Annotated in this window: 13 protein-coding genes; 7 read left to right on the forward strand and 6 right to left on the reverse strand. The window is 38.9% G+C overall.

The window, feature by feature from the left end:
* Nucleotides 1–15 precede the first annotated feature (15 nt).
* From AC3E9U_RS04440 to AC3E9U_RS04465, 6 genes are all read right to left on the reverse strand, one after another.
* The gene (locus AC3E9U_RS04440) at nt 16–1,131 is read right to left on the reverse strand and encodes an OmpH/Skp family outer membrane protein (protein ID WP_488745708.1); all 1,116 of its coding nucleotides are present in this window, start codon (nt 1,129–1,131) and stop codon (nt 16–18) included.
* 38 nt (nt 1,132–1,169) lie between these two features.
* Nucleotides 1,170–3,911: an outer membrane protein assembly factor BamA gene (gene bamA / locus AC3E9U_RS04445; protein WP_488745709.1), complete on the reverse strand. Its 2,742-nt coding sequence runs from the start codon at nt 3,909–3,911 to the stop codon at nt 1,170–1,172.
* The gene (uppS, locus tag AC3E9U_RS04450; protein WP_488745710.1) at nt 3,844–4,584 is read right to left on the reverse strand and encodes an undecaprenyl pyrophosphate synthase; all 741 of its coding nucleotides are present in this window, start codon (nt 4,582–4,584) and stop codon (nt 3,844–3,846) included. The genes bamA and uppS overlap by 68 nt, the downstream gene beginning before the upstream one ends.
* 1 nt (nt 4,585) lies before the next feature.
* Nucleotides 4,586–5,269, reverse strand: a complete 684-nt coding sequence (gene porG, locus AC3E9U_RS04455) for a type IX secretion system protein PorG (protein WP_488745711.1) — start codon at nt 5,267–5,269, stop codon at nt 4,586–4,588.
* 152 nt (nt 5,270–5,421) lie between these two features.
* A complete protein-coding gene (locus AC3E9U_RS04460) occupies nt 5,422–6,306 on the reverse strand; it encodes an NAD kinase (protein ID WP_488745712.1) in 885 nt (294 codons plus the stop codon).
* A gap of 15 nt (nt 6,307–6,321) precedes the next feature.
* Nucleotides 6,322–6,981, reverse strand: coding sequence for a CBS domain-containing protein (locus AC3E9U_RS04465; RefSeq protein WP_488745713.1), 660 nt, complete (start codon nt 6,979–6,981; stop codon nt 6,322–6,324).
* A 93-nt stretch (nt 6,982–7,074) separates the two neighbouring features.
* On the opposite strand from AC3E9U_RS04465, the gene AC3E9U_RS04470 reads away from it, so the two are divergent.
* The 7 genes from AC3E9U_RS04470 (at nt 7,075) to clpP (ending at nt 14,262) form a co-directional block, all read left to right on the forward strand.
* Nucleotides 7,075–7,788 carry a pyridoxine 5'-phosphate synthase gene (locus tag AC3E9U_RS04470; RefSeq protein WP_488745714.1) on the forward strand — a complete coding sequence of 238 codons (714 nt, stop codon included), beginning with the start codon at nt 7,075–7,077 and terminating at the stop codon, nt 7,786–7,788.
* Nucleotides 7,788–8,555, forward strand: a complete 768-nt coding sequence (locus AC3E9U_RS04475) for an alpha/beta fold hydrolase (protein ID WP_488745715.1) — start codon at nt 7,788–7,790, stop codon at nt 8,553–8,555. Before AC3E9U_RS04470 ends, AC3E9U_RS04475 begins: the two co-directional genes overlap by 1 nt.
* Nucleotides 8,556–8,695: 140 nt before the next feature.
* Entirely contained in the window at nt 8,696–9,964 is a 1,269-nt protein-coding gene (locus AC3E9U_RS04480) for an OmpP1/FadL family transporter (protein WP_488745716.1), read from the forward strand.
* 19 nt (nt 9,965–9,983) lie between these two features.
* On the forward strand, nt 9,984–11,573 hold the full coding sequence (locus AC3E9U_RS04485; protein ID WP_488745717.1) for a G-D-S-L family lipolytic protein: 1,590 nt from the start codon (nt 9,984–9,986) through the stop codon (nt 11,571–11,573).
* A 70-nt stretch (nt 11,574–11,643) separates the two neighbouring features.
* Nucleotides 11,644–11,985 (forward strand): phage holin family protein, encoded by a 342-nt coding sequence (locus tag AC3E9U_RS04490; protein ID WP_488745718.1) that lies wholly within the window; start codon nt 11,644–11,646, stop codon nt 11,983–11,985.
* Between the two features lie 207 nt (nt 11,986–12,192).
* Complete coding sequence (tig, locus tag AC3E9U_RS04495) at nt 12,193–13,518, forward strand: trigger factor (protein ID WP_488745719.1); 1,326 nt, start codon at nt 12,193–12,195, stop codon at nt 13,516–13,518.
* 84 nt (nt 13,519–13,602) lie between these two features.
* The gene (gene clpP / locus AC3E9U_RS04500) at nt 13,603–14,262 is read left to right on the forward strand and encodes an ATP-dependent Clp endopeptidase proteolytic subunit ClpP (RefSeq protein WP_488745720.1); all 660 of its coding nucleotides are present in this window, start codon (nt 13,603–13,605) and stop codon (nt 14,260–14,262) included.

A 14,262-nucleotide genomic window follows, 5' to 3' on the forward strand; every position in this document is an offset into this window, starting at 1 on the left:
AGTTATTAGTAATTTTTAATTTTTGTTTTCTGTTTTATTTTCTTCAGGCTTGTTTTCCCCTGTTTTTTTTTCTTCAGCTTTCTTTTTAGCGGCTTCTTCTTTCTCTTTTTTGGCTTTTTCTCTGTCTTCTATTATTTTCTTGCGGCGTTCTTCCAGTAATCGTTTTCTTTCTTCCAAGAGTTTCTGGCGCTCTTCTGCCGCTGTTTTTTTCTTAGCTTCGGCTTCTGCTTTTTTGTCGGCGGCTATTTCCGCTGCGGTTTTTTCAGCAGGTTTGTCGTCAGCATTCTTGTCATCGGCAGGTTTCGCATCAACAGGTTTCCCGTCTGGCGTTGTCGGAGTTTTTTCACCCGGTTTGGCAGTGGTGGTATCCGTTGCTTTACCTTGTTTCTTTTTTCTTTCTTCTAAAAGTTTTTTTCTTGACTCTTCAGTAGCTTTCTTCTTTTCTTCGATCGCTTTTTTTCTGTCCTCTATAAGTTTTTCGCGAGCTGCTTTTTTCTCGTCCAGTTTTTTCTGTCTTTCTATCTGATCAGGATTTTCGGCTGCCATATCATCTAAGGCATCCTGTTTTTCCTGTTCTTTTATTTGTTTTTTACTCATTTGCTCTTTTTTCTGAGCACGCATTAAAGTTCTTAAAACTCTATCGCTTAAATCGAATCGTTGTGCCGCAAAAAGCATCGTCATGTCCGACGACTTGTCAAAAATGAAATCATATTTCTGTGCTGTAGCAATATCCTGAACAGCATTAAAAACCTGATCCTGTATCGGTTTAATCAAAGTGGCTTTCTGAATCATCAGATCGCCGTTTGGACCAAAGCGCTTTTGTTGGTATTCCAACAGTTCTTTTTCCAGGAAGGCAATTGCTTCTTCTCGTTCGGCAATCAGTTCCTTGGTTAAAAGTACTTTTTCAGTATTTAAATTGTCTTTTAGTTTGGTTATTTCCGTTTTCTTAACTTCAATCTCCTGCTTCCAAGCTTGTGCTTTTTGTTCTAACTGGTTTTTAGCTTCGGCATAATCCGGCGCTTTTTCCAGAATATAATCCATGTCAATATAACCTACCTTAACCCCTTTACTTTGGGCGTTTGCAGTTAAAAAAGCCAAGCTTACAAGTACAACTAAAAAATGTTTTCTCATAATGTTGATAAAGTTAATTTCAACTATCATGCCAAACTTTAAAATTGTTGGCCAATGATGAAATGGGTTTGCCATCCGCTTTTTTGGGTTTCTCCCGGAATTGCGTCGAATCCGTGAGCAAAATCGATTCCCAATAAACCAAAGGCAGGCATAAATACTCTTAAACCTAATCCAGCCGATCGTTTTAAAGAAAATGGTGTGTATGTCTTAAACGAATCGAAGGATGCACCTGCTTCCGCAAAGGTGAGAACGTAAATAGAGGCTGTCTGTGCCAAGGTTATCGGATAACGCAATTCCAATGAAAACTTGTTGTAAACAGTTGCTCCAATCTGTTGTCCTTTTTTCGGACCTTCTTCAATAATTGGGGCTAAGGATTGATTTGGATATCCTCTTAGCTGAATCACCTCACGGCCATCCATAGAGAAGTTTGCCAATCCGTCACCACCTAAATAAAAACGCTCGAATGGTACCAGACCTCTTTCCTGGTTGTAGGCACCAAGGAATCCGAATTCCCCTAAGGTACGTAAAACTAATTTTTCATACACTTTAGTATACCAATCGGCTTTGAATTTTATTTTATAATATTCTAACCAGTTAAAACGAATCTGATCCACTTTGGCCGGATCCGCAGCTGCTAAGGTGTAATCGTTACCTGGAACTGCATTTCCGTCGGCGTCCAAATAAGTTCCTGCAGGAACATACGTACCGTCTGCTGTTTGCTGGTTCTGAGTGGTTACCATTTTATTTTCCTCTAAATTACCTAAATTTCCGTAATCTACACCATTGAAAAGTGAATAAGGCAGTGTAAATTTCCCGGTAAGTGTAAATTCAGATCCATAGGTTGGGTAAATCGGGTTCATACCTTTACTGTTTCTTGATAGTGCAACAGTATAGGTTAAGTTTCGCGAAGTACCGTTACCAAAGGTAAAAAGTCCTGTGAAATAGTTGTTCAGATCGTAGTATTGGAAAGCTGCCGACTGGGATAAAATAAAATAATCATCCGGTACGGTAAGTTTTTTAGCCATACCTACAGAAATAGACGAAATCGTAAAACTCTGGTTTCTGGTGACGTCACGTGTCGAATAATTGTATAAATATTGTTTACTGTGGGATAATGATGTCGAGAAACTCACCGGTTTTTTACCTCCAAGCCAAGGTTCTGTGAAGGATAAACTGTAAGTCTGGAAATAAGAACTTCCCTGTAAACGCAATGCCATTTTCTGGCCGTCACCCATTGGCAACGGTTTGTAGGCATCTTTGTTGAAGACGTTCCTGATGGAGAAATTGTTGAAAGAAAGTCCCAGCGTTCCGATGAAACCACCTCCGCCGTAACCTCCCTGTAATTCTACCTGGCTCGATCCTTTTTCAACAACGTTATAATTGATGTCAACAGTACCGTCGGCTCCGTTTGGCTTTACATCCGGCTTAAGGGCTTCCGGGTCAAAGAAACCTAATTGTCCCAATTCACGAAGACTTCGCATAAGGTTTTCCTTGCTCCATTTTTGTCCCGGTTTAGTGCGTAGCTCACGGAAAATTACGTGATCATTAGTTCTGTCGTTCCCGCTAATCGTAACGTTGTTGAAATACGCGATAGGTCCTTCAACCACTCGGATTTCAAAATCAATCGTATCGTTAACTGTTTTTACCTCTACAGCATTGATGTTCGAGAATAGGTAACCGTTGTTTTGGTATTCATTAGTAAGATCTTCACCATCCGGTTTTGATTTGTCGGCGATTCGTTCCTGTAGTAATTTACCGTTATAAACATCTCCTTTTTTAATTCCCAATATCTGTTCCAGGTGCTGGTTGGTGTATACGGTGTTTCCTAAGAATCGGAAATTTCCGAAGTAGTATTTTTTACCTTCTTCCAGATCGATTTTGATGTCTACCGTATTTTTTTTCTTATCGTAAATAACGGTTTCATTTGTGATCCTTGCGTCCCGGTAACCATTTTCCTTGTATTCTTCAACTAAAGAGTTCAGGTCTTCCGTGTATTTTTCTTTGATGAATTTAGATGGTTTTATGATTCGCCACGGATTAAAGAAGCTTTTTTCTTTTGTATTGGATAATGCGCTTTTAACTTCAGTGGTTGTTAACTGTGAATTTCCTGTGACTTCAATGTTTCTGATCTTTACTTTTTTTCCGCGGTCAACGAAAACAACCATATTTACGGTGTTGTTGGTTGAGTCAGGAATAGTGTTAATGGTAACTTTTGTATTGTAGTAACCGTCTTTTTTGTACTTGTTCTCGATGTAATTCTTAGTGGTGGTCAGCAAGTTTTCATTAACGACTTTGTCTTTTTTAAGATCATTGTCTTTAATCAGTTCGTCCACTTTTCCTTTTTTTACACCCTGAAATTTAACTTCGTTAAGTTTAGGTAACTCGTTGATGTTCAGTTCAAGGAAGATGCTGTCATTCTGGATTTTATCCACATAAAAAGTGATGTCATTGAAAAGTCCGAGTTTCCAAAGTTTTTTTATGGCGCTGCTTATTTCGTCTCCGGGAACGGTAATGAGTTGTCCTTTTTCCAAACCTGAAAATGTTACGACGGTTTGCTGATTGTAAGTTATCTTTCCGGTTACGTCAACATTGGCAAGAATATATTTTTTTCCTGATTCCGGGGTGTTGTCGTCTTGGGCGTTTACGGTGTATATACTTCCTAAAAATATAATTGTAAAAACTAACTTGATAGTTTTTTGAAACATTTTGAAGTTATTTAATTTGTTCACTTGTTTTTCCAAATCTTCGTTCTCTTTTTTGATAACTGATAATCGCGTCATATAAATCTTTTTCTCTGAAGTCAGGCCATAAGACATCAGTAAAATAGAACTCAGCATACGCGATCTGCCACAGCAAAAAGTTGCTGATACGGTGCTCGCCACTGGTTCTGATTACTAAATCTATATCCGGTAAATCATGCGTGTAAAGATGCTGATTAATAATTGATTCATCAATATCAGTTGTCGAAATTATATTATTTTTAACTTTATCGCTGATGTTTCTTACAGCTCTGATGATTTCTTCACGGGAGCCATAGCTTAACGCAAGCGTTAAAGTCATTCGTTTATTGTCTTTTGTTTTGTCGATAACCTCAAGTAATTCCTTTTTTACAGAAGCCGGAAGCGTGTCCAGATTTCCAATGGAATTCAGTCGGATATCGTTTTTCAGAAGTGTTTTCAGTTCGCCTTTCAGGGATGAAATAAGGAGTTTCATCAAAGCATCAACTTCAATTTTAGGACGGTTCCAGTTTTCAGTCGAAAATGCATACAGTGTTAAATTTTCGATGCCGATTTTCGCGCACGTTTCTACTACGATGCGAACAGATTTGGTTCCGCTTTCATGACCAAAAGCACGAAGCATTCCTTTTTGTTTTGCCCAACGGCCATTGCCATCCATTATTATGGCAAGATGTTTAGGTAAATTGTCCTTATTGATGTTTTCCGGTAAACTCATTTTATTGTGCGCAGTAACAAGGGTTTTGACCAAAAGTATACGTTAAGGTAACTCCGGTAAAAACATACCAGTCATTGCTGTTTAAATTTCCAAATTTTAAAGAAGAATAGGCCGAATTATCGGGATTGCTTCCATCTAAATTATCAGTAAAACTATATTTTACGCTGCTTTCTACTCCTAAAACCAAATGATTTGCGATTCGGGTTTTTAAGCCCAAAGTCATCGGAATGGCAAAGGAATACTTGCTTTCGTCGATTTTCGTTTCTCCGTTCAGGACGTATAATTCGTCGTAACGAAACGCGCTCAATCCGGTATAAACATACGGAGTGAGTAAAAACCCGCTGTCATGAAGATTGAAATCAAAGAAATTAAATTCTAATCCGGCAGAAAGTTCTTTGATCTCGTTTTCGAAATTATAACCTCTTTGTTTTCTTGCCGACGCATCCGAATCCAAATCATCAGATGTTATTTTTCCCTGAGTGTATGAGATTCGAAAAGCATGACGTATGCTTCGGTTCCATTTATACAAAACGCCAAAACTGAAATCCTTTGGTGCGATATAAGTCGTCGGACCTACATCACCAATGTAATTGCTTCCTCCCAGAAAAACGCCTAATTCGTGAATCTGAGCATTCACTTGTGTGCATATCAAGAGGAAGAATATGGCCGTAAAGATTCTTTTCATTTTGTTAAAATAGTGTGCAAATATAACAATATTGATTTCTAAACCATCTTTGTTATAGCTTTTTCACGTGGTTAAAAGTAATAAAATTCGAATTAATCTTTACCTAACGGAATTTGTGGGCTTTGTAGTATGAAGGAAGGGGCGAAATTCGTTTAGTTTCGTTTGTCCTCTCCCCAGAGAAGTTTGTTTCGTAAAGTTTTTAGGAACCCTTCGTCCGGAAAGTCAACCATGTTTATGGTAAAAGGGGCTTTCTTTACATGGATTTCATTTTCGTTATCAATGGCTTTTGTGCCGGAATCGAGTGAAACCAGAAATTGGGGTTCCCTGCCCGAAACTTTTAGTTTTATTTCGGTTTCATCACAAATCACTAAAGGGCGGACATTCAGATTGTGAGGGGCAATAGGAGTAATGACAAGGCATTTGGATTCAGGTGTAATTACGGGGCCTCCGCAACTTAAATTGTATCCTGTTGAGCCCGTCGGCGTTGAAATAATCAGTCCGTCTGCCCAAAAAGAGGTCAGATATTCGCCGTTCAGACAGGTTTCAATGGTGATCATCGAAGTGGTGTTTTTACGGGAAACGGTGATTTCATTTAAAGCGAAATTCAAATCATAGATATCGCAGGGATCGGGGTAGCATTCCAAACTTAGTAAAGTTCTTTCGGATACTTTATAATTACCTTCAAATAAATATTGCAGTGATTTTTCTATGGAATCCTGCTGAACGTTCGCCAAAAAACCCAAACGGCCGGCATTGATGCCAACGATCGGTATTTCTTTGCTTTTTACAAAAGTGGTTGCGCGAAGCATCGTTCCGTCACCGCCGATACTGATGAAGAAATTAAAACCTGAATTTAGTTCTGTATGGCTGGAAAAAGAGGGTTGTTCTTTTACGGCAATGTTGTTTTCGACTAAAAGCGCATGATATTTAGCTTCAAAAACCACTTCGGCATTGTGCTTTTGGGTAACCGCCAAAATTCTGTCGATGATGTCTTTAGTGTTTTGCTGATAGGTTTGTCCGTAAATCGCTAACTTCATAAAGCGGGTTTCTGATTAGATGTTTAAATATTTGTCCAGATAGTCGGAACGGTCCTTCAGGTTGTTTAGATAAGCATCTTCCTGATGTTCGCTGATAATTTCATAATTATATCTTCTGAAGGTCTGAATGATTTCGTTCATACCGCCGAGACTCAGTTTTAAAGTAACCTCTACTTTTTCCATGTCGTTATATGAAATGAAAAGGCCAAGCAGTTTCGCATTATTGCTTTCGACAATTTGCGCAATTTCACTCATGCTGTATTCTTTTATTCCTTTTTGTACAATAAGGATGCCTCCGTCTTCTTTTAGAAACGGGGTGTCGTGAAAGCATTTTATTGCATCGGCTATTTCATAATAACCTATATAGGTGTTGTTTGAGTCTAAGATAGGAACGACGTTCGTTTCATTTTTGGCAAAAATTTCAAGAACATCCAGCCAGGGCATGGTGTCTCTTGCGAAAAAACGTTCGAATGTATAACGGAATTCACCTATTTTCCGATCACTGTCAAGAAGTTCAACATCCTCGGCGCTGGCGCATCCAATGTAAACTCCCTCTTCCAAAACAGGAAAATGACTGTATGGAAATTCAAGAAACAGATCCTGAACCGTTTCGATTGAGTCTTCAATGTGCAGCGGTTCAACTTCGTTGTTAATATATTCGGTAATTTCACTCATAGCTTAAAAATCGAAATCGACTGCAAAATAATCAAAAAATAGGATATTCCAGCTTAATTTTACTTTGTATTTTTGTGGGAAAATCATTTTAGCATGACAAAATTATCTGTAAACATAAATAAAATAGCCACGCTGCGAAATTCCCGCGGAGGTAATGTGCCTAATCTGCTTCAGGTTGCGGCTGATGTTCAGCGTTTCGGCGCGGAGGGAGTCACCGTGCATCCAAGACCTGACGAAAGACACATCCGCTATCAGGACGCGAGGGATTTGGTTTCGGTAGTTACTACAGAATATAATATTGAAGGCAATCCGCAACACAATTTTATCGATTTGGTTTTGGAATGCAAACCCACGCAGGTAACGTTGGTTCCAGATGCTGTCGGAGCGTTGACTTCCAATGCGGGATGGGACACGGTGAAAAATCAATCTTATTTGAAGGAAGTTATTGCCGAATTTAAAAACAACGGCATACGAACCTCTATTTTTGTTGATCCTGTTTTGGAAATGATTGAAGGTGCCAAAGCAACAGGTACGGATCGTATCGAGTTATATACCGAAGAATTTGCACATCAGTACGGATTAGGGAATAAAAAAGGAATCGAGCCTTATGTTTCTTCGGCGGTTTTGGCAAACGAATTGGGTTTGGGTATCAATGCCGGACATGATTTAAGTCTTGAGAATATTAAATTCTTCAAAGAGAACATTCCTGGGCTTTTGGAGGTTTCAATAGGCCATGCTCTAATTTCCGAGTCACTTTATCTCGGATTGGAGAACGTGGTTAATATGTATCTGCAACGATTGAAATAATGGAATTACATTCAAGGATAGAAGGCGAAGGACAGCCACTTTTGATCATTCACGGTTTTTTAGGAATGTCCGACAACTGGAAAACATTGGGAACTCAGTTTGCCCAACAGGGATATCAGGTGCGTATGCTGGATATGCGCAATCATGGGAAAAGCCCACATTCGGAAGATTTTACATATGATGTGATGGTTCAGGATGTTTACGACTATTGTGAGAAGAATCAATTGGACAAAATCGTTCTTCTCGGACATTCGATGGGCGGTAAGATCGCGATGCTTTTTGCCACGACTTATCCTGAAAAAGTGGATAAACTGATTGTGGCTGACATCGGTCCGAAATATTATGCGCCACATCATCAGACCATTTTAGCGGGTTTGAATGCAGTCGATTTTTCAACAAAACCAAGTCGTGCGGAAGTTGAAGCGACTGTTTCGAATTATATAAAGGACTTCGGGACGCGACAGTTTTTGCTGAAAAGTCTCTATTGGGTCGAGCCGGGGCAACTTGGCTTCAGATTCAATCTGGATGTTTTCAATCGAAAAATTGAAACGATCGGCAATGCGCTTCCGTTCGAAAATCACTTTGACGGACCGGTGCTGTTTCTTCGTGGGGACAAGTCGGATTATATTGCGGATTCCGATTTTGAAACGATTCGTCATCATTTTCCTGAAGTCGAGATAGTTACCATTGCAAATGCCGGACATTGGCTGCACGCCGAGAATCCAAAGGATTTTTATGAAGCGGTTATAGGTTTTCTGACTAAATAAATCAGGTTTTCAAAAGGGTGTTATTAAAATAGTATGATTGCATAACATTTTTCTTAAAAAAATTGTAAAATCCATATTTTGTTATAAATTTGGAAGTGTCATTAAGAAAAAATGATCAGAAAACTAACACTTTTGTAACTATGAGAAAACTATTATCAGTAACATTATTGGCTCTGGCGAGTACTTCTGCATTTGCGGGAGGTTATCGTGTGAGTTTACAGGGACAGAAGCAGCTTGCAATGGGGCACACGGGTGTAGCTGTTGTAAACAGTGCCGAAGTTTTGTTCTTTAATCCTGCGGGGATGTCTTTCCTGGAAGATAAATTCAATGCGTCAATAGGAGCCAATGCGCTTTTTGCGAAAACGAAATTCCAAAATGAAACGTATAACATGCATAACTCGACAGATAATATGGGGACGCCGTTTACTGCATACGTTTCTTATAAAATAAACAAATGGTTGTCGGCAGGTCTTGCGGTTTATACGCCCTACGGAAGTGAAGTGGAATGGGATCGTGACTGGGAAGGTTCGCACTTAGTGAACAATATTGATTTGAAAGCAATCTACATTCAGCCGACCGTTTCCTTTAAGATCAGTGATGAACTTGCTATCGGTGGTGGGCCGATTTATGTTACCGGTTCGGTAGAATTCAACAGAAACCTTAACCGAAGCCTTACGGATGAAAACGGAAACAGATCCGATGTGACTTTAGATGCAAGCGGAATCAGTGCTTGGGGATACGCTGCCGGATTGATGTTTAACCCTTGCAAAGAAATGCGTTTAGGGGTGAATTACCGTTCGGAGATCATTATGGAAGCCCGAGGAGGGGATGCTACTTTTAATGATGTTCCTGCTTTCCTTCAAGGAACTTATTCGAATACTACATTCAACGCAGATTTACCATTACCGGCCGAATTAACTGCCGGTTTGTCATTGAACGTGACGAAAAAGTGGATGATCGCATTCGATTATAACAGAACAATGTGGAGAGCTTATGAGTCTTTAACTGTGGATTTCGGTAACAGTGTACCGACTTCAGTAAATCCAAGGAATTATCATGACACTAATACTTACCGTATAGGTACACAATACAAAGCAACGGATAAGTTTACGTTCAGAGCCGGATGGTACAAAGATGAAAGCCCTATTTCTTCAGGTTATTTTGCGCCTGAAACGCCTCGTAACGATTCTATGGGGTATACAGGAGGTTTGACTTTCCAGATCAATAAAAATTTAGGTGTTGATGCTTCATTCTTATACCTGCATTTTGATGAGATTGATGCTTCTTATGATCATTATCAGGAGACTACAATTGTAAACGGTCAGCCTGTTACAAGCACAATTCCTTTTGGAGGAACTTATAAATCAAGTGTTTTCTCTCCTGGTGTTGGTTTAACGTATAGCTTCTAATTAGTAAAAGAAAATTGAGATGAAAAATAAATTTATATATTTTGCAGTAATAGCAGCTTTAGGTTTTGCGTCTTGCGAACCTGAATTTGAAACGGAAGTAAATAATGCTTCTTATTCGGCGGGAGAAGCAGATTTTTCTTCGTATGTAGCTATCGGAAATTCACTGACCGCAGGTTACATGGACGGAACGGTTTCTCGCGGAGGTCAGAAGTATTCCTACCCGAACTTATTGTCGCAACAATTTGCAGTTGTAGGAGGAGGGGAGTTTACCCAGCCTTCCTATGAAGATGATGTTAATAATCTGGGCGGACTTACATTAGGAGGTGTTCAGATAGGAGGAACCAGACTGGTTATCGATTACTCTGTACTGTCTCCGGAAAATATTGCAGGGACGCCAACAATTGAGGTGTCTGATTTACAGCAAAAAGCCTTTAATAATATGGGTGTGCCGGGAGCAAAATCATTCCATTTACTGGCATCAGGTTATGGGAATTTGCAAGGGGTTCAGTTAGGTTTGGCAAATCCCTATTTTGTTAGACATGCGACCAGTCCTACAGCGACGATTTTGGAAGATGCCATGTCTAAAAACCCAACTTTCTTTACCAACTGGATAGGGTCAAATGATGTATTGTCGTATGCAACATCCGGTGGTATTGGTGTTGATCATAATGAAACCGGAAATATAGATCCTTCTACTTATGGAGGTAATGATATTACAAATTCGAACGTGTTTGCCAGTGTGTATTCCACAATCATCAATACATTGACTGCGAATGGTGCTAAAGGAGTTGTTTCGACTATTCCAAGTGTAACAGCTATTCCTTTCTTTACGACAGTGCCTTATAACCCGCTTACAAAATCAGTATTGGGTCAGGGGAACGAAGCTGCCGGCGAAGCGACCATCAATGCTTTAAATACACAATTATATGGTCCTTTAAAGCAGGCTTTGACCGCTTTCGGTGCAGGTAACAGAATTAATTTATTGTCTACTACCGGCGGAAATCCATTGTTGATCAAGGATGAGTCACTGACAAACTTATCGGCTCAGTTAACTGCTGCCTTTACACCGACCCTTGGAGCTGCAGCGGCTACATTTTATGGTCAGGTATTTGGACAGGCAAGACAGGCGACTTCTCAGGATTTAGTGCTTTTGACTACAAAAGGTGCTATAGGAACTGCTCCGACAGGTGTTCCGGCTCCACTGGATAAATATGGAATTACCTATCCGTTAGAGGATAAGCATATTTTGATACCAACTGAAAAAACGGCCATTGCAAATGCAACTGCTGCTTACAACTCGGCAATCGTATCAATTGCGGCTTCCAAAGGCTTGGCAGTAGCAGATATGAATAAAATCATGAACCGTTTGGTTTCAGGAATAAGATTGCAGGATGGGCAGATTTATACTGCTGATTACTTTACAAGTGTCGGAGGTGTTAGTAACTACAGTTCCGTATTATTTTCTTTAGACGGTGTGCATCCTAATCCTAGAGGATATGCGGTTATTACTAATGAAATTATTAAGGTGATCAATTCACACTATAAATCAAAATTGCCAATTCATGATATCGGTAAGTTCCCGGGTATTACTATCCTTGGTTCGAACTAATAAAATATTAGCTTAAAAAAAGCGCTGAATTTTCAGCGCTTTTTTTATTTTTATCCAATATTTAAACCTTATGAAAAATTTACTTATCCGACTTTTACTAACAACAATCCTGATCGTTGTTTTGTCTCATTTTCTTCCGGGTATTCATGTGGATACCATAAAAGCAGCATTAATAGTAGCGGTGGTTTTAGGATTGCTGAATACTTTTTTAAAGCCTATTTTGGTTTTCTTTACTTTGCCGATTACGCTTTTTACCCTCGGTTTGTTTCTTTTGGTGATTAACGCCGGAATGGTTTTGCTGGCAGATTATATGATTGACGAATTTAGAGTGGATACCTTCATCAACGCCTTGGTTTTCAGTGTTGTTTTGTCTGTAAGTCAGTGGCTGCTGAATGTTTTTGTGAAGGATTAATTCAGTGCAGAGATTGTTTTTCTTTAGGGTTGTCAGTGATCTGTTTTAGTCTTATAAAAAGAGATAAGATCGGTTTTTGTTCCTTTGTCTGACAGCGGAAAAGCAAACAATTATAATCAAATGAAATACAATCAGTTAAAAACTTGGATGAGTTGTAAAAAATATTTATTTTTGCAACCCAATTTTAGTACGTAAAAAAAATAAATAATGAATATTACAAGAAACAACGTAGACGCGTTAAATGCAATTGTAACAGTTGAAGTTACAAAAGAGGATTATGCAGGTCAGGTAGAGAAAGTGTTGGCTGATTACCGTAAAAATGCTAACATTCCGGGATTCCGTAAAGGTGCTGTGCCAATGAGTATGATTAAAAAACAATACGGTAAAGCGGTTCTTTTGGACGAAGTGAACAAGTTGTTGCAAAATTCATTAAACAATTATCTTGTAGAAGAGAAATTGGATATTCTTGGGAACCCACTTCCAAAAATCACGGAAGATTTCAACTGGGATACTGATAACTATAAATTCGAATTCGAATTAGGTTTGGCGCCTGAATTCAAAGTAGATTTATCTGCAAAAAATAAAATTACAAAATACACTATCGTTGCTGACGACAAAATGTTAGATGAGCAAGTAGAGCGTATTCAAAAACAATACGGAAAATTGATTTCCAAGGATAAAGTTGAAGAAGGTGATGATATCAGAGGAACTTTCTCTAACGAAGAAAAAGGAATCAACAGTTCTGTTAATATTGCTTTAGATATCTTCAAAAGAAAAACGGATGTTAAGAAATTCATCGGTAAAAAAGTTGGTGATGTAGTTGCTTTGGGAACTAAAGGTCTTTTCGATGACGATCATAAATTGATGGATTACCTGACGGTAGATCACGATGATGTTCACGGTTTAGATATCGAAGTGAACTTCACAATTGAAGAAATCAACACTTCTGAGAAAGCTGAGTTAAACCAGGAATTGTTCGATAAATTGTTCGGACCTGGAAACGTATCTTCGGTAGAAGAAGTGAAAGGGAAAATCAAAGAAGATGCTGAGCAGCAATTTGCAACTCAGGCAGATCAGAAATTCTTAAACGATGTTACTGAGTTCTTAATCGAAAACACAAAATTCGATTTACCTGCTGAATTCCTTAAAAAATGGATCCAGACAGTTGGTGAGAACCCATTGACTCCGGAGCAGGCTGAAGAAGAGTACGCTAAATCAGAAAACGGTTTACGTTACCAGTTGATCGAAGGGAAAGTGATCGTTGAAAATAATTTGCAGACTACTTTCGAAGAGTTAAAAGGCTTTACGGCTGATTTGATCAAAAAACAAATGGCACAATTCGGTCAGATGAACCCAACGGATGCTGATGTTGACGGAATCGTTGCAAGAGTATTGTCAAACCAGGAAGAAGTAAAACGTTTATCAGAGCAGATCATGAGCCAGAAGATGGTAAACCTGTTCAAAGAGAAGGTTTCTGCTAAGACTAAAGAAGTTTCTTATCAAGACTTTATTAAAGAAATGTACGGAGAATAATTTTTCGTAAAAAAATAAGTATATTTGAGCGTCAGACATTAGTTTGACGCTTTTTTTAACTTTATAAACCAATAAGTTTACGATATGAATTACGGGAAAGAATTTAAAAAATATGCCACGAAGCATCACGGAGTGAACAGTATGTATTACGATAAGATCGTAGGAAGTATGACTCCGTACATTATTGAAGAGCGTCAGATGAATGTTGCATCTATGGACGTTTTCTCGCGTTTGATGATGGACAGGATCATTTTTTTAGGTACCGGTGTTGATGATTATGTAGCAAACATTATCCAGGCACAGTTGTTATTTCTGGAAAGTGTGGATGCATCAAAAGATATCAGTATTTATATCAATTCTCCGGGTGGAAGCGTATATGCAGGTTTAGGTATTTATGATACGATGCAGTTTGTTAAACCGGACGTAGCTACTATCTGTACCGGAATGGCGGCGTCAATGGGAGCGGTTTTACTGTGTGCAGGAGCAGACGGAAAACGTTCTGCATTACCTCATTCCCGTGTTATGATTCACCAGCCTTCGGGAGGAGCTCAAGGTGTTGCTACAGATATGGAAATCAACTTGAAAGAGATGTTGAAACTGAAAGAGGAATTGTATCAGATTATTTCGCATCATTCAAAACAACCGTTTGAAAAGGTATTTAAAGATAGTGAAAGGGATTACTGGATGAAGTCCGATGAGGCTAAAGAATACGGTATGATCGATGAAGTATTGAGAAGAAGTTAA

The sequence above is a fragment of the Flavobacterium sp. 21.1 genome, assembly GCF_057801535.1.